Source organism: Micromonospora sp. WMMD975 (genome assembly GCF_029581215.1).
Lineage (GTDB): Bacteria > Actinomycetota > Actinomycetes > Mycobacteriales > Micromonosporaceae > Micromonospora.
Window position 1 is genome coordinate 734,472 of the sequence record NZ_CP120739.1, and the last position, 23,586, is coordinate 758,057.

Genomic DNA, 23,586 nt, shown 5'->3' on the forward strand with positions numbered 1-23,586 from the left:
GGAAGACAAACCCTGTTCCCGCCGGTACGGTCCATCGAGCCGTGAGCAGCGCGGGGGCGGCCGGGACAGCGGTCGGACGTCGGCGGAGCCGGCGGGGAGGACGGGCGATCATGGCAGGCGGGTACGGAACCGGTGACGGCGTGCCGGGGCAGGACGGCGACGGGACAGACCGGCCGGGGCCGCTCCCGCCGCGCATCGTCCCACCCGGCTCCGCGTGGGGCGGCGGCTATCCGGGGCGACCGGCGTCCGGTGCGGGCGCGTCGCCCGCCCACCCGACCTTCGGCGCCGGTCACCGAGGTCCCGGCACGACGTATCCCGCTCCGGCCGACCACGCCGGTCCGCCGGCCGGGGGAGCCCGCGCGGCATCGCCCGTCGTTCCGACCCAGCCGTCCCCTGGTTCGGGGTCGCAGCCCACCCCGGGCCCGGCCTATCCGTTCTCGGGTCCGGCGTATCCGGCCCGGCCGAATTCCGGACCCGCACGTGCGGGGCAGCCTGCCGGGGCGTCGTACCCGGCCCAACCGGCGCCCCCGTACCCGGAGCGGCCGGCCGCCGGAGCGCCGCACCCCGGGTCGCCGGTCTCCGGCCCTGCCTACCCGGGTCAGCCCGGGTCGGGTCAGCCGGTTTCCGGCCCTGCCTATCCGGGCCAGCCGGGGCCGGGTCAGCCGGTTTCCGGCCCTGCCTATCCGGGCCAGCCGGGGTCGGGTGTTGCCCATCCGGGCCCACCGGCCGGCGGTCCCGGGCAATCCGGGTTCGGCGTACCACCGCTCGCCGGCCATCCCGAGCGGCCCCGGCGTCGTGGCGCGCTGCCGCTGGTGGCGCTGGCGCTGGCCGGCGTACTGGCGGTGATCACGGGCGTGCAGGCGTACCAGATCCACCGGCTCGACGACCGACTCGCCGCCGCCGACCGGCGGTCCGCGGAGGCCCAGGGCGTGGACGCCCGCCGGCTCGACGGGCTGGAGCAGCGCGCCGGGAGCCTGGAGAAGCAGGCCGGCGCCGCCTTCAACCCGGAGGCGGTGGCGAGCGCGGTGCTACCGAGCGTGTTCCGGGTGCGGGCCGGTCAGTTCACCGGTACGGCGTTCGCGATCGGCAAGGCCCCGTCCGGCGGGGGCACCACGCTGCTCACCAACTTCCACGTGGTGGAGTCGGTTTTCGCCGCGGGCGAGCGCAAGGTGTTCCTGGAGCGCACCGACCAGCGGTTCGAGGCGACCATTATCGACACCGACAAGGACAAGGACCTGGCGCAGCTGCGCACCACCGCGAAGTTCGGCGGGCTGGTCGCGGCGCGTGCGCCGGTCAAGTCCGGCCAGCAGATCGTGGTGGTCGGCGCCCCGCTCGGGCTCCAGGACAGCGTCACCACGGGTGTGGTGAGCGCCTTCCGCGAGGACGAGAGGGCCTCCGGCCCGGTGATCCAGTTCGACGCGCCGATCAATCCCGGCAACTCCGGCGGCCCGGTGATCAACGGGTCGAAGGAAGTTGTCGGCATCGCCACGGCCAAGGCCCGCGACGCCGAAGGGATCGGCCTGGCGGTGCCGATCAAGACCGCATGCGACCGGTTCGAGCTCTGCTGATCGGTGGCTCGACCTCGGCCCGCCCCCACGGGGACCAGCACATCTGGAGGAACGACATGTCCCAGCCACCGACCGGAGCGGATGGCCAACCGCCCCAGCCTCCGGGCGGCACGGTCTACGGCAACCGGCCCACGCCCGCGCCGTACGAGCCGGCCCGGCCCGAGCCCGCTCGACCCCAGCAGCCCGTGCCCGGTCAGTACACCCCGGGCGAGCCCGGAGCGGGCGGTTACCCGCCCGGCGCGGCCGGGTCTGGGGGGTACTCGCCGGCCGCTACCGGGTCGGGCGGTTACTCGCCGGGCGCTCCCGGGTCGGGTGGTTACGTGCCGGGCTCGGTCGGGTCGGGCAGCGACGTGCCGGGCTCGGTCGGGTCGGGCGGCTACGCGCCGGGCTCGGTCGGGTCGGGCGGCTACGCGCCGGGTGGACCCGGATCGGGGAGCTACGGCGCGGCCCCGGTCCTCATGCCGGGACAGCCGATGTCGGCGCCACCGGTCTCCGTACCCCCGGTTTCCGGCGCCGGTCACCCGCAGCCGATGTCCGGGCCGCCCGGGGTGGTGCCCCCATACGGGCCGGGCGGGTACGGGCCGCCGGCGGGTACGCCGGCCGGCGCTGGGCGGGGCCGGACCGCGCTTGTCCTCGGCCTCGTCGCCGGGCTGCTCGTCGTCCTCAGCGGTGTGATGACCACTCTCTACGTCACCACCAACAGCAAGTTGACCAAGGCGGAACAGCAGGTCAGCCAGCGTGACGGCACGATATCGGCGAACCAGCGGGAGATCGACCGGCTCAAGGGTGAGATGAAGACGGTCCAGGAGCGGCTGGCCGACACCGAGCAGGACCTGACCGGCACCAAGAACGATCGGGACGAGCAGGCCCGGCAGAAGAAGGTCATCGGGGACTGCCTGAACAAGTTGACCGCCGCCCTCGCCGCGGCGTCGCGCAACGACAAGGCGGCATTCGAGGCGGCCAACAAGGGCCTCGACAAGGTCTGCAACGAGGCCGAGAACTACCTCTGACTGTCCCCCCGAACCCCTCACCTCATCCCCGACCCCGGTCGATCATGAGGTTGGCGGCGACCTGGATCTTCGAAACAGCCGTCAACTTCATGATCGCCGGGGCGCCGGGGCGCCGGGGCGCCGGGGCGCCGGGGCGCCGGGGCGCCGGGGCGCCGGGGCGCCGGGGCGCCGGGGCGCCGGGGTGCCGGGGTGCCGGGGTGTGGGTGGGTGGGTGGGGGTTGGTCAGGCGGCGCCGGCGGAGCGGCGGGTGGGCAGCGCGGTGACGCCGGGTGGCGGCAGGCCAGCCGTCGAAGCGAGCAGCGTGCACCAGCCGAGCAGGTGCGGGCCCAGGTCCGCCCGCAGCGGCGTCCAGGAGGCGCGGATCTCGATGTCGCCGGCGGCGGGCGGCCCGGCCAGCTCGCCGAACCGGGTGGAGAGCGTCTGCGTGACCGTGCCGCCGATCGCCCGGTGCCCGGCGCCCTGCGCGTTCAGCGCGTCGGTCAGCCAGGTCCAGCCCACGCCCGGCAGCAGCGGGTCGCTGGCCAGGTCGACCTCCAGCTCGGCGGTCACGTAGGTGACCAGCCGCAGGGTGCCCTGCCAGGCCTCGTGCCCGACCGGATCGTGCAGCAGGATCAGCCGGCCGGTGGCCACCTCGTCGTCGTCGCGCATGACCGCGGCGGACAGGGCGAACGCGTACGGGGCCAGCCGCTGTGGCGCGCCGACCTCCTCCAGCTCGATCTCCGGCCGGGGTGTGACCGATCGCAACCCCGCGACCGCGCGAGCGAACGTTTCCGGGAGCGCGATCGGGGGGGCCATGCCGGCAGCCTATGCCGCCTCCGGCGCGCCGTGGGTGACGGCGCGCCGGGCGCGTCGCACGGCCCGGGGTGTTAAGCGGGGGCCCCGCCTATACCGAATGCGTTAAGCGGGGCCCCCTCCTTCTACGTCACAAATGCGGGCGGTGGGCGCGGGGGGCGGTGGGGGGCGTGGCACGATTGCCGCGATGACCACCGACACCACGGGCACTGCCGCCCGAGACGGAGAACCCCGCCGTGGCGGGCCGGCCGATTCGCCGTTCGTGCGCGCCTGCCGGCGTGAGCCGGTCCCGCACACCCCGGTCTGGTTCATGCGCCAGGCCGGCCGGTCGCTGCCGGAATACCGGGAGATCCGGGCCAGCGTGCCGATGCTGGAGTCCTGCCGCCGGCCCGAGCTGGTCACCGAGATCACCCTTCAGCCGGTCCGCCGGCACGGGGTGGACGCGGCGATCCTGTTCAGCGACATCGTGGTGCCGGTGGCCGCCGCCGGGATCGACCTGGACATCGTGCCCGGGACCGGGCCGGTGGTGGCCGAGCCGGTGCGTACCGCCGCCGACGTGGAGCGGATCGCCCTGATCGGCCGCGACGACGTGTCCTACGTGGACGAGGCGGTCCGGCTGCTCGTCGCCGAGCTGGGCGACACCCCGCTGATCGGCTTCGCCGGCGCGCCGTTCACGCTCGCGAGTTACCTGGTCGAGGGCGGGCCGTCGCGGACCCACGCGCGGACCAAGGCGCTGATGCACGGCGACGAGGAGCTGTGGCACGCGCTCTGCGCCCGGCTGGCCGAGGTCACGCTGTCGTTCCTGCGGGTGCAGATCGACGCCGGCGTCTCCGCGGTGCAGCTCTTCGACTCGTGGGCCGGCGCGCTCTCCGAGGCCGACTACCGCCGTTTCGTGCTGCCGCACTCCACCTACGTGCTCGGCGGGCTCCAGGACGCCGGTGTGCCGCGCATCCACTTCGGGGTCGGCACCGGCGAGCTGCTCACCGCGATGGGCGAGGCCGGCGCCGACGTGGTCGGCGTCGACTGGCGTACCCCGCTCGACGTCGCCACCGGCCGGATCGGGCCGGACAAGGCGGTGCAGGGCAACCTCGACCCGGCCGTGCTGCTCGCGCCCTGGCCGGTGGTGGAGGCCGAGGTGCGGCGCATCGTCGAGCAGGGCCGGGCGGCCCCCGGCCACGCGTTCAACCTCGGCCACGGCGTCCTGCCGGAGACCGACCCCGACGTGCTGACCCGGGTGGTCGCGCTGGTGCACGAGCTGTCCGTGCGCCCGGCCCACTAGGGGGCGTCGTGGCGGGTCCGTGGCGGGTGGCGGTCGTCGGTGGCGGGATCACCGGGTTGGCCGCCGCCGTCCGGTTGCGCGACCGCGCGCCCGCCGGCACCGCGATCACCGTGTACGAGCAGTCCGACCGTCTCGGTGGCAAGCTGCGCACCGGTGCGCTGGCCGGTGGCCCGGTCGAGTTCGGGGCCGAGTCGTTCCTGATGCGCGACCCGGCCGGCGGGGAGTCGGCGGTGGTGACGCTCGCCCGCCGGCTCGACCTGGCCGAGCAGATCGTGCACCCGAGCGTCGGGCAGGCCGCCCTGCTCGTCGACGGCAGGTTGCGCCAGGTGCCGGGCGGCACGCTTGTCGGCGTACCCGGGGATCTGGCGAAGGTGGCGGCGGTGGCGCGGCCGGCGGCGGACGCCGACCGGGACGCGGGCCGCCCGCTGCTGGCCCCCGGCGAGGACCTCGCGGTCGGCCGGCTGGTCCGGGAGCGGTTCGGTGACGCGGTGGTGGACCGGCTCGTCGACCCGATGCTCGGCGGCGTGTACGCGGGCCGGGCCGACGACCTCTCCCTGGTGACCACCATGCCGGCGCTGGCCCGCGCGGCCCGCGCCGAGCACACGCTCGTCGGTGCGGTACGCGCCGCGCAGGCCGCCGCGCCGCGCGCGCCCGGCGCACCGGTCTTCGGCACCCTGGCCGGCGGGCTGACCACGCTCGTCGACGCGGCGGCCCGGGCCGGTGGCGCGACGATCCGCCGGGGCGCGGCGGTCCGCGAGCTGCGCCGCACCCCGGCCGGCTGGCGGCTGACCGTCGGCCCGACCCGGGACCCCGAGCACGTCGACGCCGACGCGGTGCTGCTGGCGGTGCCGGCCCGGCCGGCGGCCCGGCTGCTCGCCGGCGCGGCACCCGAGGTGGCGGGGACGGTGGGCGTGCTCGACTACGCGAGCGTCGCGCTCGTCACGCTCGCCCTGCCCGGGCCGGAGCTGCCGGAGCTGTCCGGTTTCCTGGCGCCGGCCGGCGAGGGTCTGCTGATCAAGGCGGCCACGTTCTTCACCACCAAGTGGGGGCACCTGCGCCGGCCCGACGGGATCGCGCTGGTCCGCGCCTCGGTGGGCCGCTACGGCGACGAGACGTCGCTCCAGCTCACCGACGACGACCTGGCCAGCGCCGTGCACCGGGAGCTGTCGGCGGTGCTGGGCCCGGCGCTGCCCGCACCGGTGGCCCGGCACGTGCAGCGGTGGGGTGGCGCGTTGCCGCAGTACCGGCCGGGGCATGCCGACCGGGTGGCGGCGGTCCGGACGGCGTTGCGCGCCGCCCACCCGACGCTGGCGCTGGCCGGGGCCGGTTACGACGGCGTCGGCATACCGGTCTGCGTCCGCTCCGGCGAGACGGCGGCCGAAGAGATCATCACGGCACTGGGAGGATCGGCGGCATGACCGAGCAGACCAACGCGGCGCGGCTGCGGGAACTCAACGAGACCATCCGCTACACCATGTGGTCGGTGTACCGGGCCACCAGCCCGCTGCCGTCGCTGCGGGACAACGTCGGCCAGGAGGTCGAGTCGCTCTTCGCGGAGCTGGCCGGCAAGGACGTGACCGTGCGGGGCACGTACGACGTGGCCGGGCTGCGCGCCGACGCCGACCTGATGATCTGGTGGCACTCGTCGTCGAGCGACGCGCTCCAGGACGCGTATCTGCGGTTCCGCCGGACCACGCTGGGCCGGGCGCTCACCCCGGTCTGGTCGCAGATGGCGCTGCACCGCCCGGCGGAGTTCAACCGCAGCCACATCCCGGCGTTCCTGGCCGACGAACAGCCGCGCGGCTACCTCTGCGTCTATCCGTTCGTCCGCTCCTACGAATGGTATCTGCTGCCGGACGCCGAGCGGCGGGAGTTGCTGGCCGAGCACGGGAAGATGGCACGGGGCTACCCGGACGTGCGGGCCAACACGGTCGCCTCGTTCGCGCTCGGCGACTACGAGTGGATGCTGGCGTTCGAGGCCGACGAGCTGCACCGGATCGTCGACCTGATGCGCGACCTGCGTGCCTCCGGGGCTCGACGGCACGTCCGCGAGGAGGTCCCCTTCTACACCGGCCGCCGTCGTCCGATCGCCGACATCGTCACCTGCCTGGCGTGAAAGGCGGGGGCCCCGCTTAACGCTTTTGGTAGAGGCGGGGGCCCCGCTTAACAACACGTGTTAAGCGGGGCCCCCGCCTAACCGGCGGGAGGGAGCGGGTCAGGCGGTGGTGGTGCAGGAGAGGATGCCGGGCACCGGGTTGGTGCCGGTCGACGTGCCGGTGAAGCCGAAGGAGGTGCTCGCGCCCGGCGACAACGCCCCGTTGTAGGCGACGTTGCGCGCGGTGACGAGCGTTCCGCTCGTGCTCACCGTGGCGTTCCACGCCGAGCTGACCTGCTGGCCGTTCTGGTAGTTCCAGCTCACCGACCAGCCGCGGATCGGGGAGCCGCTGCCGTTCGTCACCTTCACCTCGGCCTGGAAGCCGCCGCCCCACTGGCCGGTGATCTGGTAGGTCGCGGTGCAGCCGCCGGCCGGGTTCGGCGTCGTCGGGCCGCCGGTGGGCGACGTGGTGGGGCTGGTCGTGGGCGACGTCGTCGGGCGGGTCGTCGGCGACGTGGTCGGGGAGGTGGTCGGGGACGCGGTCGGCGACGGGCCGCTGCCACCGAAGTCCACGTCGCTGCACAGGTAGTAGGACTGGTCCAGGTGGCTGGCCTGCCAGATGGTGTAGACGATGTGCCGCCCGGTGCGGCCCGGCGCGCTCGCCGGCACCTGGATCGACACGCCCGACGCCTCCGGCGTCCACTGGCTGGCCGGGGTGTTGCCGATCTGGCCGACCTGCTCCAGGTCACTCCAGCGCAGCGGCGTGGTCAGCGCGTTGAAACCCTGCTTCGTCACGTACACCCGGATGTAGTCGGCGCCGTGGCTGGCCTGGTCGGCCAGCTTGATCTTGAAGTTGGTGGAGATCGGCGTGGTCTTCCAGGCGCCGACCGTGTCGAGCGCGTTGTAGCGGCCGGCGGAGGTGTGCCCGGCGCTGCACAGTTGGCCGTCCGGGATGGCGCCCTGGTGGTTGCCGGCGACGCCCTCGCGGAACAGGGCGTTCCAGTTCCACATGGCGGAGGGGTCCGCCTGCCAGGCCTGCCAGCACATCGGGTCCTGGGTGGCCATCGCCGGGTTCTGGAAGTCGGCGCCCCAACGCTGCCAGCAACTGTAGTTGCGCGAGGCCGGGTCGATCACGGACCCGTGCGCCGAGGCCGGGCCGGAGAACGCGGTGGTGAGCAGCGCGGCGACGACCGCGCAGACGCCGAGGATCGCCGCGCCGAGCGGGATCCGACGGCGGTACGGAGTGGACATGTGAAGCCTCCGGGTGGGGGTCGGTGCACGACGCCCGGACTGTCGGGAGTTGCCCTCTCCCGCGTGGCGGCTCGGTTCCGCACGCTGCCACAGAAAGTGACAAACGTCAATTAGTTGGTTTCCGGCGCATCGGTGTGTGCGGGATGCCGTCATCCAGGTAGCCGGGGCCGCTCACCGTGAAGCCGTGGCCGGCGTAGAAGCCCACCAGGTGGGTCTGCGCCTCCAGCACGCACGGCCGGTCGCCCACCACGGCCAGCGCCTCGGTCATCAGTGCGCCGGCCAGGCCCGCGCCGCGGGCCGCCGGCGCCACCACCACCCGCCCGATCCGGGCCAGGCCGTCGGGGTCGGCCAGGATCCGCAGGTACGCCACGACGGCGCCGTCGCGGGTCAGCCACAGGTGGCGGGTGCCGGGCTCGACGTCCCGGCCGTCGAGTTCCGGGTACGGGCAGGACTGCTCCACCACGAACACGTCGATGCGCAGCCGGAGCAGGTCGTGGAAGGTGTGGGCGTCCAGTTCGGCGAAACCGGCCTGGTGGGACTCGACGGGCATCCCACCAGGCTAGGCCGCGACCGCGGGGTGGCCGCCACCGGTGGGAGCCGCGACCTCGGCGGAGTGGCGTCGGTCAGGCCGGGCGGGCACCGACCGCGTCGCGGATCTCGGCGCCCTGGTCGCCCTCGACCGCGCGGGCGCAGTGGGCGCAACAGAAGAAGCGGCCGGACACCTCCACCCCGTGCCCGACGATCTTGATCTGGCAGTGCTCGCAGACCGGTGCCATCTTGTGCACCGCGCACTCGAAGCAGTCGAACGTGTGCCGGGCGCCGTCCACCGTGCGTACCTCGAACGCCATCCAGTAGTCGTTGCCGCAAACCTCACAGGTAGCCATGCAAAACCCCCCGAAAACGGACTCGTCATCCCAGGGTCGGGCAGCGGACACGTGGGAGCAACCGAAACCGGCGAACCTGGTCCGGCCCGACGGCGAGTCGCTCCCGGCGTGTCGTACGTCGACCCTGGTGACCGCCGATCGCCGGAGCCCTCCGCGAGTGGCGCGGGCGGGACGGGGTCAGCCGGCGCTCGGCTCCAGCCGCACCGAGATCGAGTTGACGCAGTGCCGGGTGTCCTTCGGGGTGAAGCCCTCACCCTCGAACACGTGCCCGAGGTGGCTGTCGCAGCGCGCGCAGCGGATCTCCGTACGCCGCATGCCGAGCGTGTTGTCGGGGATCTCCTTGACCGCGCCGGGGATGGCGTCGTCGAAGCTGGGCCAGCCGCAGTGCGAGTCGAACTTGGCGTCGCTGCGGAACAGCTCCAACCCGCAGGCCCGACAGTGGTAGACGCCGGGGGTCTTGGTGTCGACGTACTCGCCGGTCCAGGGCGCCTCGGTGCCGGCCTCGCGGAGCACCCGGAACTCCTCGGGACTCAGCCGGACCCGCCACTCGTCCTCGGTGCGGGGCAGTTCGTTGTCGGAAAGACTCACCCCTCCACGGTACGTCGGGTGTCGGGGGGATCGCATATGGTCGCCTGATGGCGGGCAGCAGAAGCGCCGTCGAGGAGATCGAGGTCGCCGGGCGGGCCGTGCGGCTCAGCAGCCCGGATCGGGTGATCTTCCCGCAGCGCGGCTTCACGAAGGCGGACGTGTTCCGTTACTACCTCGCGGTGGGCGAGGGGATCACCCGCGCCCTGCGGGACCGGCCGACCACCCTGCAACGCTTCCCCGAGGGCATCGAGGGGGAGATGTTCTTCCAGAAACGCGTGCCGGCGCGCGGCGTACCCCCGTGGGTCCAGACCGCGGAGATCAGCTTTCCCAGCGGCCGGAAGGCGCACGAGCTCTGCCCGGCCGACCTGGCCCACGTGGCCTGGGCGGCGCAGATGGGCACCGTGGTCTTCCACCCGTGGCCGGTGCGCGCCGCCGACACCGACCGCCCGGACGAGTTGCGCGTCGACCTCGACCCGCAGCCCGGCACCGACTTCGCCGACGCGGTTACCGCCGCCGGCGAGCTGCGCGGGCTGCTGGACGAGCTGGGCGTGCCCGGCTGGCCGAAGACCTCCGGCGGCCGGGGCGTGCACGTCTACCTGCGGATCCAGCCGCGCTGGACGTTCGTCGAGGTGCGCCGGGCCACCATCGCGCTGGCCCGGGAGCTGGAACGGCGCCGGCCCGAGCTGGTCACCACCGCCTGGTGGAAGGAGGAGCGGGGGCGCCGGGTCTTCGTCGACTTCAACCAGACGGCGCGGGACCGCACCATCGCCTGCGCCTGGTCGCTGCGGGCCAATCCACGCGCCACCGTCTCCACCCCGGTCGACTGGGACGAGTTGCCCCGGGTCGACCCGGACGACTTCCACCTGGGCACCGTGCCGGCCCGGTTCGCCGAGCGGGGCGACCCGCACGCCGCGATCGACGACGCCCCGTGGGACATCACGCCGCTGCTGGAGTGGGCCGAGCGGGACGCCGCAGACGGCCTCGGCGACCTGCCCTACCCGCCGGAATACCCGAAGATGCCGGGCGAGCCGAAGCGCGTCCAGCCGTCGAAGGACCGTGACCGCCCGAAAACGGTCTAGGCAGGCTGGCCACCGCCACCCAGAGGGGCGAGCTCCGGCGGGGGTAACCCGGCGTGTGGGTCGGTTCGGCCGGGACGGGCCGGCGGCGGTGGCCACGTAGACCGGCAGGACGGACTGGCGCGGGACGCGCCCCGGCAGAGCCCCGGCGGTGCACGACAGTCACCTCGGTATGGTCGGTGAGAGGCACGCGGGCCACCCGTGTCGACGCGGCACATTCCGCCCCGGCAGGGCTCGTGCCGCTTGCGTGCCGCGCGGTGCCGAACGTGTGCCGCGAGCGTCCATGACCGTGCCGGGATCCGCCCCCGGCTGTACCCGTCCGTGACCGAGCGGGAACACGCTCCGCGGCGCAATCCTTCGGCGAACGGCCGAGGCGTCCTGTGCCCACCTGCGGCTCTTCGACTGTTCGCCGAGTTGTGCGCGGTTGAGGCATGACCGGTGGGTCGAGATGAAGATCCTATGACAAAACACGAAATATTTTCGCGTATTTCCTCGAATGTGGTTACCGTCGGGCGCCAACGGATCGCCGGCGATCACCTGGAAGGACGAAGCTGTGACTCTGAGTCAAGGAACATCGAGACGAGGACTGTTCAAGCTCGCCGCCGCGGCGGGAGTCGCGGCGACCTCGGCCACCCTGCTCGGCTGCTCGCGCACGGAGACGAACACGAGCGGTGGCGGCACCGACACCGGTGGCAGCCTGCTGGCGCAGGCGAAGGAGCGCGGCTACCTCACCGTCGGGTTCGCCGGCGAGGCGCCGTACGCCTTCAAGGACGGCGGTGACCTCACCGGCCAGGCGCCCGCCGTGCACGGCAAGATCTGGAAGGCGCTCGGCATCGAGGAACTCCGCGGTGTCCAGGTCGGCTTCGGGCAGCTGATCCCCGGCCTGAACGCGAAGCGCTTCGACGCCGTGGCCGCCGGCATGTTCATCCTGCCTGAGCGGTGTGCACAGGCGCAGTTCTCCGAGCCCGTCTACGTGGCGCCACAAGCGTTCCTGGTGCCGGACGGCAACCCGGAGAAGATCACCGACTACAAGTCGGTGGCGAGCGCCGGCGTCCCGCTCGGTGTGCTGCCCGGTGCGGTGGAGGGCATCCACGCCCGCAAGCAGGGGGTGACCGAGCTCGTCGAGGTCTCCAGCCAGCGCGACGCGCTGTCGGCCCTGAAGGCCGGCCGGATCAAGGCCTTCGCACTGACCAGCATCTCGCTGCGCAACATGCTGGAGCAGGAGCAGGGCGCCAAGCTGACGCTCACCGAACCATTCACGCCGGTCATCGACGGCAAGGAGCAGTTGGGCGCCGGTGCGGCGGTGTTCCGCAGGGAGAACAAGGACCTGCTCGACGCGTTCAACGGTGAACTGGCCAAACTCAAGGAGTCGGGCGAGCTGCTGAGCTTGATCGAGCCGTTCGGGTTCGGCCCGGAGACGATCCCGCCGGCGGACCTCACCACCGAGAAGCTCTGCCAGGGCTGACCCGGACCAGTCGTGGACTTCCTCACCGACGTGACCCCCTGGGTCGACGACCTGATCGGCGGTGTCTGGATCACCGTGCTCGTCACGGTGCTGGGCGCCGCCGGGGCACTGGTCGTCTCCTTCATCTTCGGCCTGCTCGCGCAGGCCAAGGGGCGGGCGCCGCGGTTCGTGGCCCGGCTCTTCATCGAGTTCTTCCGCGGCACCTCCGTGCTGGTGCAGCTGTGGTGGCTGTTCTTCGTGCTGCCGGCCTTCGGTTGGACGCTCCAGCCGCTCGCCGTGGGAGTGGTCGCCTTCGCGCTGAACTTCGGCGCGTACGGCGCCGAGGTGGTGCGAGGGGCGATCAACGCGGTGCCCCGTGCCCAGTGGGAGGCGACCGTGGCCTGCAACATGACCGCCTATCAGCGGATGCGGCTTGTCATCCTGCCCCAGGCGCTGGTGGGAATGATTCCCCCCTTCGGCAACCTCCTCATCCAACTGCTCAAGTCCACGCCGTTGGTCTACACCGTGACGGTGATCGACGTGACCGCGGTGGTCCAGGACTTCCGGGCGGCCGAAGGCCACGAGGCGTACATCTTCGGCCTCGCGCTCCTGGTGTACCTCGTGCTGGCGTACCTGTTCACGTCCGGGATGCGGATCCTGGAACGCCGGGCGAAGGCCGCCGTCGGCGAGCCGGAGCCCGCCCGTGACAGGTGGCGACTGCGCACCCGGTTCGCGCGGGGGGTGGCCGGATGAGCTGGGACTGGGGCTATGCCCTCGAGATCCTGCCGGACCTGCTCTCCGCGTTCCTGCGGTTCACACTGGTGGCGACGGTCTTCGGCACTCTGCTCGGCGCGTCGCTCGGGCTCGTGTTCGCCGTAATCCGGCGGCTGCGCGTGCCGATCCTCTCGCCACTGGTGTGGGCATTCATCGAGTTCGTCCGGAGCACGCCGCTGCTGGTGCAGTTGTTCTTCCTGTTCTACGTGCTGCCGCTGGCCGGCGTCACGCTTCCCGCCCTGACCACCGGCGTACTCGGTCTCGGCGTCCACTACGCCTGCTACTACGCCGAGATCTACCGCTCCGGGATCGACGGAGTTCCCAAGGGGCAGTGGGAGGCCAGCACCGCGCTGTCGCTTCCCCGGCGCTTCACCTGGTCGCACGTGGTGCTCCCGCAGGCGATCAGGCGGGTGTTGCCGGCCCTCGGCAACAACGTCATCTCCATGTTCAAGGAGACCCCGTTCCTGGCGTTGATCACCGTGCCGGAGATGGTCCAGCAGGCTCGATCCATCGGTGGCTACAGCTTCCGCTACGTCGAGCCCATCACGCTCGTCGGCCTGATCTTCCTGGCCGCCAGCTATCCCACCGCCATCGCGCTACGCCGATTGGAGATCCGCCTTGGACGTTAGACCCGCCGCCGAGACCGCCGAAGCGTCGTCCACCACCGAACCGATCGTCCGGTTCGACCGGGTGGTGAAGAAGTACGGAGACAACGTCGTGCTCCGTGAGCTCGACTTCGACGTCGCTCCGGGCGAACGCGTCACGTTGATCGGCCCGAGCGGCTCCGGCAAGACCACCATCCTGCGACTGCTGATGACCCTGGAACGGCCCGACGGCGGGCACATCTGGGTCGACGGCGAACCGCTGTGGCACGTGCGTGACGGCGACCGGCTCCGCCCGGCACAGGAGAAGCACCTGCGGCGGGCGCGCCGTTCCATCGGCATGGTGTTCCAGCAGTTCAACCTGTTTCCGAACATGAGCGTGCTGCGCAACGTCACCGAGCCGCCGGTGCGGGTGCTCAACGTGCCACGGGACGAGGCCGAGCAGCGGGCTCGGGACCTGCTGGACCGGGTCGGCCTGAGCGAGAAGGCGGACGCCCGGCCGAGCCAGCTCTCCGGCGGTCAACAGCAACGTGTCGCCATCGCCCGCGCGCTGGCCATGGAACCCAAGGTGCTGCTGCTGGACGAGGTGACCTCGGCCCTCGATCCGGAGCTGGTGGTCGGCGTGCTGGACGTGCTGCGGGAGATCGCCGACAGCACCGACATCACGATGCTGATCGTCACGCACGAGATGAACTTCGCCCGGGACGTCTCGCACCGCGTGATGATGTTCGACCAGGGTCAGGTGATCGAGCAGGGCCCGCCCGAGCAGATCTTCACGGCGCCGCAACACGAACGCAGCCAGGACTTCCTGCGGGCCGTGCTCGATGCCCGCTGACCCGACGGTCACCTGACCGCCGGCGACGGGGGCCGGCGCCGACCCTCGCCCTCTGCCTGCCGCTCCCGCGCCGAGCGCCTCCCCTCCTCGGTCTCGGGCTCCGGCCAGCGATCGTCGATGGTGGCGTTGAACTCGGCGCCGATCAGCACGGCCAGGGCGGTGAGGAAGAAGAACAGCAGGACCGCGATCGGTGCGGCCGCCGGGCCGGCGTCGCCGCGCAGGTCCGAGCCGAGATACAGGCGCAGACCCACGCTGCTCAGCACCCAGATCAACAACGCGAGCACCGCGCCGGGAAGGTCCTTACGCCACCGGGTCCGCACCGGCACGGCGAGATGATAGAGCGAGGTGATGGCGACGAGGGAGAGCGCCACCACCGCCGGCCAGTAGGCCGCGGTGACCAACCAGTTCAGATCGGAGCCGGAGATCCGGGCCAGCAGGCGGCCCAGAATGCCCGGACCGATCACGATCAGCGGCAACAGCACCGCGCCGATCACCAGTCCGGCGAGGTACATGGCCAGGCTGAGCAGCCGGGAGCGCCAGAAGCTGCGCAGTCCGCCCAGTTCGTAGGCGGTGGTGACGGCTGACACGTAGCTGCTGATGGCCGCCGAGCCGCTCCACAGGGCGAGGACCACCCCGAGGGACAGCAGACCGGAATGCCCCTCCCGCAGGGTGTCCAGCACCAGCGGCTCGACGATCTCCTGCATGGTGCGGTCGGTGAAGACGCCGTCGGCCCAGTCCAACAGCGACCGGGCGACCCAACCGGAGGTGTCGGCCCCGATGACGCTGCCGAGTTGGCCGATCAGGGCTAGCAGGGCCAGCAGCAGCGGCGGCATGGACATCATCGTCCAGAAGCTCGCCTCGGCTGCCAACCCGTGTACGCGGTCCCGCATCGCTCCCTTGGCGGTGCCGACGCCCACCTCGAACCCGACCCGTGCACCGGCACGTAGCCGCTGCCGCGCCAGCACGCCGTACCGGTGGTAGTCCCGCATCGCGTCCTGTCTGCCCGGGCCCTTGGACCTCGAAACCCCGTGCCGGCCGGCCCGGCGCCGGGTAGCGGGCCCTGACCCGGCTCGGCTGAGGCGGGACGAGACGGGAACCGACGCCGGCGGTGTGGGCGCGTAACGATCATGTAACGGGCGCGAACCTTTTCGTGGGGGTGGCGGGTCTTTCTGGTCGTCGGCCCACCCGGGCCAGGGAGGGACGTCGGATGAAGCTGGTGTGGAGGCGGGCGGTCGAGGCCCGTGGGCTGCTGCTCGCCGCCGCGGTCGCGGCCCTCGTCGCGGTCGGGCTGGTCACCGGGCTCTCCGACTACAACCGGCAGGCGGTCGAGGCAGGCGCCCGCGCGGTGCTCGACGCCGCCCCGGCGGAGGAGCGCAGCCTGCTGGTCAGCGGCTCCGGCGGCGCCGACGCCACCGCGTTCGCCGAGCGGGACCGGGCGGTCCGGGCGCAGTTCGCCGACGGACTGGGCGGGGCTCCCGTCACCGTCGCCTCCGCCCGCTACGGCACCGGGCGGGAGCTTACCGGTGACGTGGGCGCCGCCCGCGCCGACGACGACCCGATGTTCGCCAACCTCGCCGTCCTGGACGACCTGCCGGCGCGCGCCGAGCTGACCGCCGGCACGTGGCCGACACCGGGCGCCACCCCGCTCCAGGTCACCGTCCCGGAGAAGGTCGCCGCGCGGCTCGGCCTGACGGTCGGGGAGCGGGTGCCGCTGTTCGACCGGGCGGCGGAACGCGCCGGCTCGGTGACGGTCGCCGGCCTCTGGCGGCCCCGGGACCCGTCCGACGCCTACTGGCGGCTGGCCCCCGGCGTCGGCGACAGCCAGGGCGACGCGGCGAGCAGCTCGTACGGGCCGTTCGCGCTGGACCCGGCCGACTTCGCGCGTACCTTCCCGGGGTCCGTGTCGGCGGCCTGGCTCGTCGCCCCGGACCTGGTCCGGGTCGAGCCGGCCCGGCTGTCCGACGTCACCGCCGCGCTTGCCGACGTCACCGGCCGGCTGCCCGAGGCCACCGGCCTGGGGTCCTCCGCGCAGCAGGTCAGCCACCTGGACCTGCTTGTCGACCGGCTCGGCCGGGCCGACCTGGTGGGCCGGTCCGCCCTGCTCACCCCGCTGCTGCTGATCGTGGTGCTCGGCGGGTACGCGCTGGTGCTCGTGGCCGCGTTGCTCAACGAGGACCGGCGGGCGCAGACCGCGCTGCTGCGGGCCCGGGGCGCCGCGCGTGGCCAACTCGCCGGGCTCGCCGTACGCGAGGCGACGCTCGTGGTGGCGCCGGCCGTACTGCTCGCCCCCGCGCTGACCGGGCAGGCGGTCCGGTATCTCGGCGTGGACCTGGGGCTCACCGACGGCGATGTCGTCCGGGTCTGGTCGGTCGCGGTCGGCGCCGCCGTCGGCTGCCTGCTCGCCATGGTGCTGCCGGCCCTGCGCCGGGCCGGCACCTACGTCGCGGACATGGCAGCCCGCTCCCGGCCCACCCGGGGCGCGGCCGTGCAGCGGGCAAGCGTCGACCTGGTGCTGGTGGCGCTTGCCGTGCTCGCCTGGACCCAGCTGCGGCAGTACTCCTCACCGCTGGCCGGCGCGAACGGCAGCCTCGGCATCGACCCGCTGCTCGCCGCCGCGCCCACGATCGGCGTGCTGGCCGGGGCCGTGATCGCGCTGCGGCTGCTGCCACCGACCACCCGGCTCGCCGAACGCTTCGTCGACCGGCGGCCGTGGAACGCCACCATGTTCGGCATGTGGCAGGCCGGTCGCCGCCCGCACGCCGGGCCGGTGCTGCTGCTCGCGCTCGCCGTCGGCGGCAGCACCCTGGCCTGGTCGCTCGTGGCCTCCTGGGAGCGGTCGCAGCGCGACCAGGCCTGGCACACCGTCGGCACCGACCTGCGGCTGACCGAGCGGGACGGCACCGCCCCCGACGACCGGGCCGCCGGGCTGGCCGCCGTTCCCGGGGTGGACCGGGCGCTGCCGGCCTGGCGGGACGACATCCGCCTCGGCCGGGAGGCTCTGCCGGCCACCGCGATCGCCCTGGACGCCGCCGCCGCGCGCGGGATGATCCGCCTCGACGACGCCGACGGCGGTGCGTCCACCGCGGCGCTGCTGGACCGGCTGGTCGGCGGGCGGGGCGCGCCCGCCGGCGGCGTCCTGCCCGCCGGGGCTCGGACCCTGGCCGGGACCGTCCGCACCCCGGTCGACACCGAATTCGGGCCGCCGACGGTGACCGTGACCGCCCTGTTCACCACCGACGCCGGCGCCGCCTGGCGGCTGCGGCTGGCCGAGGCCGGCGGCGACGGCCGGCCGGTGCGTTTCTCCGTCGCGCTACCGGACGCCGGCGGCGTACCGCTGCGGCTTGTCGGCTTCGAGGCCGACGGCGGGGACGTGCTCGGCTCCGCGTACCGGCTGCGCCTGGACGGGCTGCGCCTCACCGACGCCGGTGGCGCCACGCTGCCGCTCCCGGTGGACGGCGCGTGGCGGGTGATCGACCCGGCGAACGGTCCGCGCGGCACCGCCCGGACCACCCCGACCAGCGTGGACGCCACCCGGACGTTCGTCGTGCCGGAGGGGATGCTCGTGTACGCGACGACACCACCGACCCGGTTCGCCGTGGTGCCCCGGGGCGACGACCCACCGGTGCCGGTGCTCGTCACACCGGGTGTGGCGACCGCGTTGAGCGTGGGCACCGGCGACACCCTGAAGCTGACGCTGGCCGAGGTGACGCTCGAGGTCACGGTGGTGGGCAAGGTCGCCGCGGTTCCCGGCACCGACGGCGACGGGGTGCTCCTCGACCTGCCGGCCGCCACCGACCAGATGCTCCAACGGCGCGGCGGTGTCCGGCCGGTGGCCGAGTGGTGGCTGCGGGCCGGGCCCGGCGGTCACGCCGCCGCGGCCTCGACGCTCGCCGCGCTCGACGGCACCACCCTGCACGACCGGCGACAGGTGGCGCAGGAGGCGGCCCGGGACCCGTACTGGCGGGGCGCCCGCACCGGGCTGCTCGCCGCCGCACTCGGTTCGGTGCTGCTCGCCCTGGTCGGCCTGGCGGTGGACGTCTGGGCCACCACCCGCCGCCGGCTCAGCGAGTTCGCGGTGTTCACCACGCTCGGCGCGACCAGTCGGCTGCTGGCCCGCGCCTACCTGGCCGAGCAGACGTTCCTGGCCGCCATCGGGGTCGCTGTGGGGCTGGCGATCGGTGCCGTGGTCGCGGCGACCATGGTGCCGCTGGTGATCCTCACCCCGGCTGCCGGCCGGCCGGTGCCGGAGGCGGTCTTCGTCGTGCCCTGGGCGCCGATCGGGCTGACCGCCGCCGGGCTGCTGCTCGCCGCGCTGGCCTTCGCCGCCGTCATCACCACCGGGATCCGCCAGCGGATCGCCGCCGCGCAGCTCCGGATCGGAGGAGCCCTATGAGTCCCGTAGCCGTGAGCCTGCCAGGTGCCGCGGGCCGGGTCCGGGCGTACGGGGGGCAGTTCCTGCTGCTCGCCGTCCTGACCGTGGTGACCGCCCTGCTGATCACCGGGGTGCCGCGGATCGCCGACCGGCTCACCGGCCAGGGGCTGCGCGAGCACGTCGCCAACCAGCCGGTGGCGCTGCGCGACCTCACGTACGACACCGGGCCGGCCACGTTCCCGCCGACCCGCCAGCCGGTCGTCGCCGGCCAGGCCGCCCAGCTCGCGGCGATCGAGCACGGGATGCCGGGCGCGGTGCGGGAGACGATCGGGGAGCGCTGGTGGGTGGCGAACACCGCGTCGGGTCGGCTGCGCGGCCCGACGCTCGCCAGCGACAAGGGGCTGATCGACCTGGTCCTGCGTACCGGGAACGGGCTGCGCGAGGCGGCCACCCTCAGCGGCGGGCGGTGGCCGGAACGCGGCGTCACCGAAACCGGCGCGATCGAGGTGGCGCTCGCCGACACCGTGGCCACGAGCCTGGGCGTCGCACCCGGCGACCGGTTCCGCCTGTCGCTGCTGCAACCGAACAGCCCGAACGGTGACGTGCTGATGTCCCGCCCGGTCGAGCTGGTCGGGGTGTGGCGGGCGAACGACCCGAAGGACGGGGCCTGGGACGGGCTGCCGCCGATGCTGCGGCTCACCCCGCCCGAGGGCGACGGCAAGCCGTACGTGGCGGTCGGCTACACCGCCGACGCCGGGGTCGACGCCGCCGCGGCCGTCGGCTGGCCGGTGAGCTTCGCCTGGCGGTACCGCATCGCCCCGGACCGGCTCGCCCCCGGCCGGCTCGACGCGCTGATCGCGGGTCTCGACGGGCTGGAGCGGGTCCGCCCCGCCTCGGTCCGGCTGAACGAGGGCGTGGACATCGCGCTGCGCCGCTTCGCCGCCGCGCTCGCCGCCGCCCGTACGCTGCTCGCCGTCATCGCCGCCGGGCTGCTCGCCACGCTGGCCGGGCTGTCCCTGCTGGCCGCCCGGCTGGCCGCGCGTCGCCGGCGCGCCGAGTTCCACCTGATCCGGGCCCGGGGCGCCTCGACAGGTGACCTGCTGCGTCGGGGCCTGGCCGAGTCGGCGCTTGTGCTGCCGGCCGCGGCCGGGATCGGCTGGCTGCTCGGCGGCCTGCTGCCCGGCACCGGCACGTCGCCGAGGTGGGTGTTGCTGGCCGCGTTGCTCGCCACCGCACTTCCGCCGCTGGCGGCGCTCGCCGCCGGCCGCCGGGGCAGCGAGCGGTCCGATCTCGGCGGCCGGTCCCCGGCGGTCCGGCTGACCGTCGAGGTGGCGGTGCTCGCGGTCGCCCTGCTCGGGGCGTTCCTGCTGCGCCGGCGCGGGCTCACCCCGGGATCGGTGGACCCGCTGCTGGTGTCGGTGCCGGTGCTGCTGGCGGTGGCCGCGGCGTTGCTGGCGCTGCGCGCGTACCCGTGGCCGTTGCGGCTGCTCAGCCGGGCCGCGGCCCGGGCGCGCGGCAGCGTCGCGTTTCTCGGCGCGGCCCGCGCCGGCCGGGCGGCCAGCACCGGCCCGCTCGTCGTGGTGGTGCTGGCGGTCGCCACCGCCGCGTTCTGCGGGGTGGTGGCGACCGGCATCGAGACCGGCCGGGACACCGCCGCCGTCGACGCCGTGCCCGGGGACGTCCTGATCGGCGGCGAGCGGTTCGCGCCGGACACCGCCGCGCAGTTGGCCGCGCTTCCCGGCGTCCGCGCGGTGGCGCCGCTGCTGACCGTCCCGGCCGAGCGGCCGTACGCCGACCGGGCCGGCCGTCCCGCCCCGCTCCGGGAACTGCGGGTGCTGCTCGTCGACGGTGAGCGTTTCGCCGAGGTGGCCCGCCGCGCCGGCGTACCGGTGCGGGTGCCGGACCTGCTGCGCGCCGGCGGTGACGGCAGCGCCCCGCTGCCGGCGCTGGTGTCCCCGGCGGTCGCCGGGGAACTGGCCGAGGCCGGGCTTGCGGACGCGCAGGGCCGGCGTCCCGCCTGGCTGGACGTGCAGGGCAACCGGTTGCCGGTGCGGGCCGCCGCCACCGTCGACGGGTTCCCGCTCGTCGACGCCGACGTCAGCCGGTTCGTGGTGCTGCCCTGGCCGGCGCTTCCGGCGGACGCCCTGCACCCGCTCGCGCCAAACGGTTTCGTGCTGGCCGGGCCCACCGTGGACCCGGCCGAGGTGAACCGGGTGGCGATCGACGGGCAGCGCCGTTACCTGCGGATCGGCGCGGTCGCCACCGCGGACAAGGCGCGCGCGCCGGAGGTGACCACCCGGGCCGCGGTCCGGGCCGAGCTGGGCGGCAGCGGCGTGAACGGGCTGCTGGTGTTCGGCTTCGCGCTCGGTGCCGGCGGCGGCGCGGTGTTGGGCCTGCTCGGGCTGGCGTTCGCGGTGCTCGCCGGCGCCCGGTCCCGCGGGCAGGTGCTCTCCCGGCTGCGCACCATGGGCCTGTCCCGCCGGCAGTGGCGCGGGATGCTGCTCGTCGAACTGACGCCGCTGGTGCTGGTAGCGGTGCTCACCGGCGCGGTGGTCGGCGCGCTGCTGCCGCTGCTGCTCACCCCGGTGCTCGGCCTGCCCGCGTTCACCGGCGGGGTGAGCGTGCGTCCCCGTTTCGAGCCCGGCCTGGTGGCCGGGGTGTCGGCCCTGGCCCTGCTGGCCCTCGGCTTCGCGCTGACCGTGGAGGCCGTGAACAACCGCCGGATGCGCCTCGGTGAGGTGCTGCGGCTCGGAGAGGAGAGCTGATGACCGCGACCGCTTCCGCACCGGACCTGGCCGCCCTGCACCAGCGCGCGGCCGAGCGTGCCGCCGAACGGGCCGGCGGGCGGGACCGGCTGCGCGGGCACATCGTCTGCGACGGGCTGGTGCGCATCTTCAAGACCGAGGGCGTCGAGGTGGTCGCCCTCCAGGGCCTGGACCTGGTGATCGACCGGGGTGAGCTGGTCGCGATCGTGGGCGCCTCCGGCTCCGGCAAGTCCACCCTGCTCAACATCCTGTCCGGGCTGGACACCCCGACCGCCGGCATCGCCCGGGTGGCTGACTACGACCTGCTGGCCCTGTCGAACCGGAAACGTCTGGCCTACCGGCGGGAGATGGTCGGGTTCATCTGGCAGCAGACCGGCCGCAACCTGTTGCCGTACCTGACCGCGCTGGAGAACGTCGAGCTGCCGATGAAGCTGGCCGGGCGGCCCGGCGGCCGGCGGGACCGGCGGGAGCGGGCCCGCCGCCTGCTCGACCTGGTCGGGGTCGGCTACTGCGCGGACCGGCGGCCGGGCCAGATGAGCGGCGGCGAGCAGCAGCGGTGTGCGGTGGCGGTGGCGGTGGCCAACGACCCGGAGATCCTTTTCGCCGACGAGCCGACGGGTGAGCTGGACGAGGCGACCGGCGCGGAGGTCTTCGCGGCGCTGCGCACCATCAACGCCGAACTGGGGGTGACCATCGTGGTGGTCACCCACGACCACGCCGTGGCCGGTCAGGTCCGCCGGACCGTCGCGATCCGCGACGGCCGGACCGCCTCCGAGGTACGGCGCACCGCCCGGGTCACCGCCGACGGCGGCACCGAGATGGTGAGCGAGGAGTACGCGGTGCTCGACCGCACCGGCCGGATGCAGTTGCCGGCGCCGTTCGTGGAGGCGTTGTCCCTGCGCGACCGGGTCCGGCTCAACCTGGAACCCGACCACGTCGAGGTGCGCCCCGGCGACCGGGCGCACGCCGAGGAGAGTGAGCGATGAGCGACCAGGCCGCGGTGCTGCCGGCGACCACCGTCGAGAAGGTGGTTCGGGTCGAGGGGGTGAGCCGCACCTTCGGCCGGGGGGAGCACGCCGTGCACGCCGTACGGGACGTCTCGTTCACCGCCGGGCGCGGTGAGCTGGTCGCAGTCCGGGGCCGCTCCGGTGCCGGCAAGACCACGCTGCTGAACCTGGTCGGCGGCCTGGACCGGCCGGACAGCGGGCTGATCCGGGTGGCCGGGCACGACGTGACGGCGGCGGGGGAGCGGGAGCTGCTGTCGTTGCGGCGGGGCACCGTCGGTTTCGTCTTCCAGACCTTCGGCCTGGTGCCGATCCTGTCCGCGGCGGAGAACGTGGGGGTGCCGTTGCGGCTGGCCAAGGTGCCGGCGGCGGAACGGGAGCAGCGGGTGGCGGTGCTGCTGGAGCTGGTCGGGCTGGGCGCGCACGCGGCGCAGCGCCCGTACGAGCTGTCCGGCGGGCAGCAGCAGCGGGTGGCGGTGGCCCGGGCGCTGGCGAACGAGCCGGACCTGCTCATCGCCGACGAGCCGACCGGGCAGCTCGACTCCGAGACCGGCCGGTCGATCATGGATCTGCTCCGCGCCGTGGTGCACGCCCGGGGGATGACCGCGCTCGTGGCGACGCACGACCCGGCGCTGATCGAGCTGGCCGACCGCACCCTGGTCCTGCGCGACGGGCAGTTGGTGACCGACTGAGCCGGCGCGTCCTACAGCGCCAGCTTCATCCCCTCGTGGCTGGGCACGAACCCGAGGTCAACGTAGAAGCGGTGCGCGTCGACGCGCCGCTTGTCGGTGGTGAGCTGCACCAGCGCGCAGCCGCGCTCGCGCGCCCGGTCGATCGCCCAGCGCATCATCGCCCGGCCCAGCCCGCGTCCGCGCCGGTCCGAGCGGACCCGCACGGCCTCGATCAGCGAACGCTCCGCGCCGTGCCGGCCCAACCCGGGGATGTACGTGATTTGCAGGCAGCCGACCAGCTCACCGCCATCGTCGGCGACGATCAGGTGGTTGCGCGGGTCGGCGTCGAGGTCGGCGAACGCCCGCTCGTACGCGGCGTCGACCTCAGGAAGGTCGCGGGTGCGGCCCAGCACGTCGTCGGCGAGCAGCGCGAGCACAGCGGGCAGGTCGGCCCGGACCGCCTCCCGGAAGATCACATCGGTCACGCGGGCAGCTTGGCACGGACGTTCAGCAGCCGTCCAGCCAGCTCCGTAGCGCCCACCACCAGTGGATGGTCCCCGGGCACCGCCGGCGTGG

Annotated in this window: 21 protein-coding genes; 14 read left to right on the top strand and 7 right to left on the bottom strand. The window is 74.0% G+C overall.

Annotated elements, in window-relative coordinates; genetic code table 11:
- Positions 1-110 precede the first annotated feature (110 nt).
- A complete protein-coding gene (locus tag O7613_RS03350) occupies positions 111-1,568 on the top strand; it encodes a trypsin-like peptidase domain-containing protein (protein ID WP_282292012.1) in 1,458 nt (485 codons plus the stop codon).
- 473 nt (positions 1,569-2,041) lie between these two features.
- Positions 2,042-2,578, top strand: coding sequence for a hypothetical protein (locus tag O7613_RS03355; RefSeq protein WP_282292013.1), 537 nt, complete (start codon positions 2,042-2,044; stop codon positions 2,576-2,578).
- A gap of 222 nt (positions 2,579-2,800) precedes the next feature.
- Here O7613_RS03355 and O7613_RS03360 read toward each other — a convergent pair whose 3' ends face one another.
- Positions 2,801-3,373: a DUF3000 domain-containing protein gene (locus O7613_RS03360; RefSeq protein WP_281584246.1), complete on the bottom strand. Its 573-nt coding sequence runs from the start codon at positions 3,371-3,373 to the stop codon at positions 2,801-2,803.
- Between the two features lie 184 nt (positions 3,374-3,557).
- Here O7613_RS03360 and hemE point away from each other — a divergent pair, with 184 nt between their 5' ends.
- The 3 genes from hemE to hemQ are packed head-to-tail and all read left to right on the top strand — an operon-like array spanning position 3,558 to position 6,765.
- Positions 3,558-4,649, top strand: coding sequence for a uroporphyrinogen decarboxylase (gene hemE / locus O7613_RS03365; protein WP_282292015.1), 1,092 nt, complete (start codon positions 3,558-3,560; stop codon positions 4,647-4,649).
- 8 nt (positions 4,650-4,657) lie between these two features.
- Positions 4,658-6,067, top strand: a complete 1,410-nt coding sequence (gene hemG / locus O7613_RS03370) for a protoporphyrinogen oxidase (protein ID WP_282292017.1) — start codon at positions 4,658-4,660, stop codon at positions 6,065-6,067.
- Positions 6,064-6,765 (top strand): hydrogen peroxide-dependent heme synthase, encoded by a 702-nt coding sequence (gene hemQ, locus O7613_RS03375; RefSeq protein ID WP_282292020.1) that lies wholly within the window; start codon positions 6,064-6,066, stop codon positions 6,763-6,765. Before hemG ends, hemQ begins: the two co-directional genes overlap by 4 nt.
- A gap of 99 nt (positions 6,766-6,864) precedes the next feature.
- Here the strand turns inward: hemQ and O7613_RS03380 are convergent, their stop codons facing one another.
- The 4 genes from O7613_RS03380 to msrB form a co-directional block, all read right to left on the bottom strand.
- Entirely contained in the window at positions 6,865-7,995 is a 1,131-nt protein-coding gene (locus tag O7613_RS03380) for a lytic polysaccharide monooxygenase (RefSeq protein WP_282292022.1), read from the bottom strand.
- Positions 7,996-8,101: 106 nt separating this feature from the next.
- Positions 8,102-8,545, bottom strand: a complete 444-nt coding sequence (locus O7613_RS03385) for a GNAT family N-acetyltransferase (RefSeq protein WP_282292024.1) — start codon at positions 8,543-8,545, stop codon at positions 8,102-8,104.
- A 73-nt stretch (positions 8,546-8,618) separates the two neighbouring features.
- Positions 8,619-8,879, bottom strand: coding sequence for a Prokaryotic metallothionein (locus tag O7613_RS03390; RefSeq protein WP_281584241.1), 261 nt, complete (start codon positions 8,877-8,879; stop codon positions 8,619-8,621).
- A 177-nt stretch (positions 8,880-9,056) separates the two neighbouring features.
- The gene (msrB, locus tag O7613_RS03395; protein ID WP_282292025.1) at positions 9,057-9,467 is read right to left on the bottom strand and encodes a peptide-methionine (R)-S-oxide reductase MsrB; all 411 of its coding nucleotides are present in this window, start codon (positions 9,465-9,467) and stop codon (positions 9,057-9,059) included.
- Positions 9,468-9,514: 47 nt separating this feature from the next.
- On the opposite strand from msrB, the gene ligD reads away from it, so the two are divergent.
- The 5 genes from ligD to ehuA all read left to right on the top strand — a co-directional run bounded on the left by ligD (position 9,515) and on the right by ehuA (position 14,198).
- On the top strand, positions 9,515-10,546 hold the full coding sequence (gene ligD, locus O7613_RS03400) for a non-homologous end-joining DNA ligase (RefSeq protein ID WP_281584239.1): 1,032 nt from the start codon (positions 9,515-9,517) through the stop codon (positions 10,544-10,546).
- A gap of 550 nt (positions 10,547-11,096) precedes the next feature.
- Positions 11,097-12,008 carry an ectoine/hydroxyectoine ABC transporter substrate-binding protein EhuB gene (gene ehuB / locus O7613_RS03405; protein WP_281584238.1) on the top strand — a complete coding sequence of 304 codons (912 nt, stop codon included), beginning with the start codon at positions 11,097-11,099 and terminating at the stop codon, positions 12,006-12,008.
- A 12-nt stretch (positions 12,009-12,020) separates the two neighbouring features.
- Positions 12,021-12,740, top strand: coding sequence for an ectoine/hydroxyectoine ABC transporter permease subunit EhuC (gene ehuC / locus O7613_RS03410; RefSeq protein ID WP_281584237.1), 720 nt, complete (start codon positions 12,021-12,023; stop codon positions 12,738-12,740).
- On the top strand, positions 12,737-13,390 hold the full coding sequence (ehuD, locus tag O7613_RS03415; RefSeq protein WP_281584236.1) for an ectoine/hydroxyectoine ABC transporter permease subunit EhuD: 654 nt from the start codon (positions 12,737-12,739) through the stop codon (positions 13,388-13,390). The genes ehuC and ehuD overlap by 4 nt, the downstream gene beginning before the upstream one ends.
- Positions 13,380-14,198 carry an ectoine/hydroxyectoine ABC transporter ATP-binding protein EhuA gene (gene ehuA / locus O7613_RS03420; RefSeq protein ID WP_281584235.1) on the top strand — a complete coding sequence of 273 codons (819 nt, stop codon included), beginning with the start codon at positions 13,380-13,382 and terminating at the stop codon, positions 14,196-14,198. The genes ehuD and ehuA overlap by 11 nt, the downstream gene beginning before the upstream one ends.
- An 8-nt stretch (positions 14,199-14,206) precedes the next feature.
- Here the strand turns inward: ehuA and O7613_RS03425 are convergent, their stop codons facing one another.
- Positions 14,207-15,187, bottom strand: coding sequence for a YihY/virulence factor BrkB family protein (locus O7613_RS03425; RefSeq protein ID WP_282292027.1), 981 nt, complete (start codon positions 15,185-15,187; stop codon positions 14,207-14,209).
- A gap of 218 nt (positions 15,188-15,405) precedes the next feature.
- On the opposite strand from O7613_RS03425, the gene O7613_RS03430 reads away from it, so the two are divergent.
- From O7613_RS03430 to O7613_RS03445, 4 genes are read left to right on the top strand one after another with little or no spacing between them, the layout of a single operon-like run.
- Positions 15,406-18,591 (top strand): FtsX-like permease family protein, encoded by a 3,186-nt coding sequence (locus O7613_RS03430; protein WP_282292029.1) that lies wholly within the window; start codon positions 15,406-15,408, stop codon positions 18,589-18,591.
- Entirely contained in the window at positions 18,588-21,335 is a 2,748-nt protein-coding gene (locus O7613_RS03435) for an FtsX-like permease family protein (protein ID WP_282292030.1), read from the top strand. Before O7613_RS03430 ends, O7613_RS03435 begins: the two co-directional genes overlap by 4 nt.
- Positions 21,335-22,321, top strand: coding sequence for an ABC transporter ATP-binding protein (locus O7613_RS03440; protein WP_282292032.1), 987 nt, complete (start codon positions 21,335-21,337; stop codon positions 22,319-22,321). The genes O7613_RS03435 and O7613_RS03440 overlap by 1 nt, the downstream gene beginning before the upstream one ends.
- Positions 22,318-23,031, top strand: a complete 714-nt coding sequence (locus tag O7613_RS03445) for an ABC transporter ATP-binding protein (RefSeq protein ID WP_281584230.1) — start codon at positions 22,318-22,320, stop codon at positions 23,029-23,031. The genes O7613_RS03440 and O7613_RS03445 overlap by 4 nt, the downstream gene beginning before the upstream one ends.
- Positions 23,032-23,042: 11 nt before the next feature.
- Here O7613_RS03445 and O7613_RS03450 read toward each other — a convergent pair whose 3' ends face one another.
- A complete protein-coding gene (locus tag O7613_RS03450; RefSeq protein ID WP_281584229.1) occupies positions 23,043-23,495 on the bottom strand; it encodes a GNAT family N-acetyltransferase in 453 nt (150 codons plus the stop codon).
- Between the last annotated feature and the right edge of the window lie 91 nt (positions 23,496-23,586).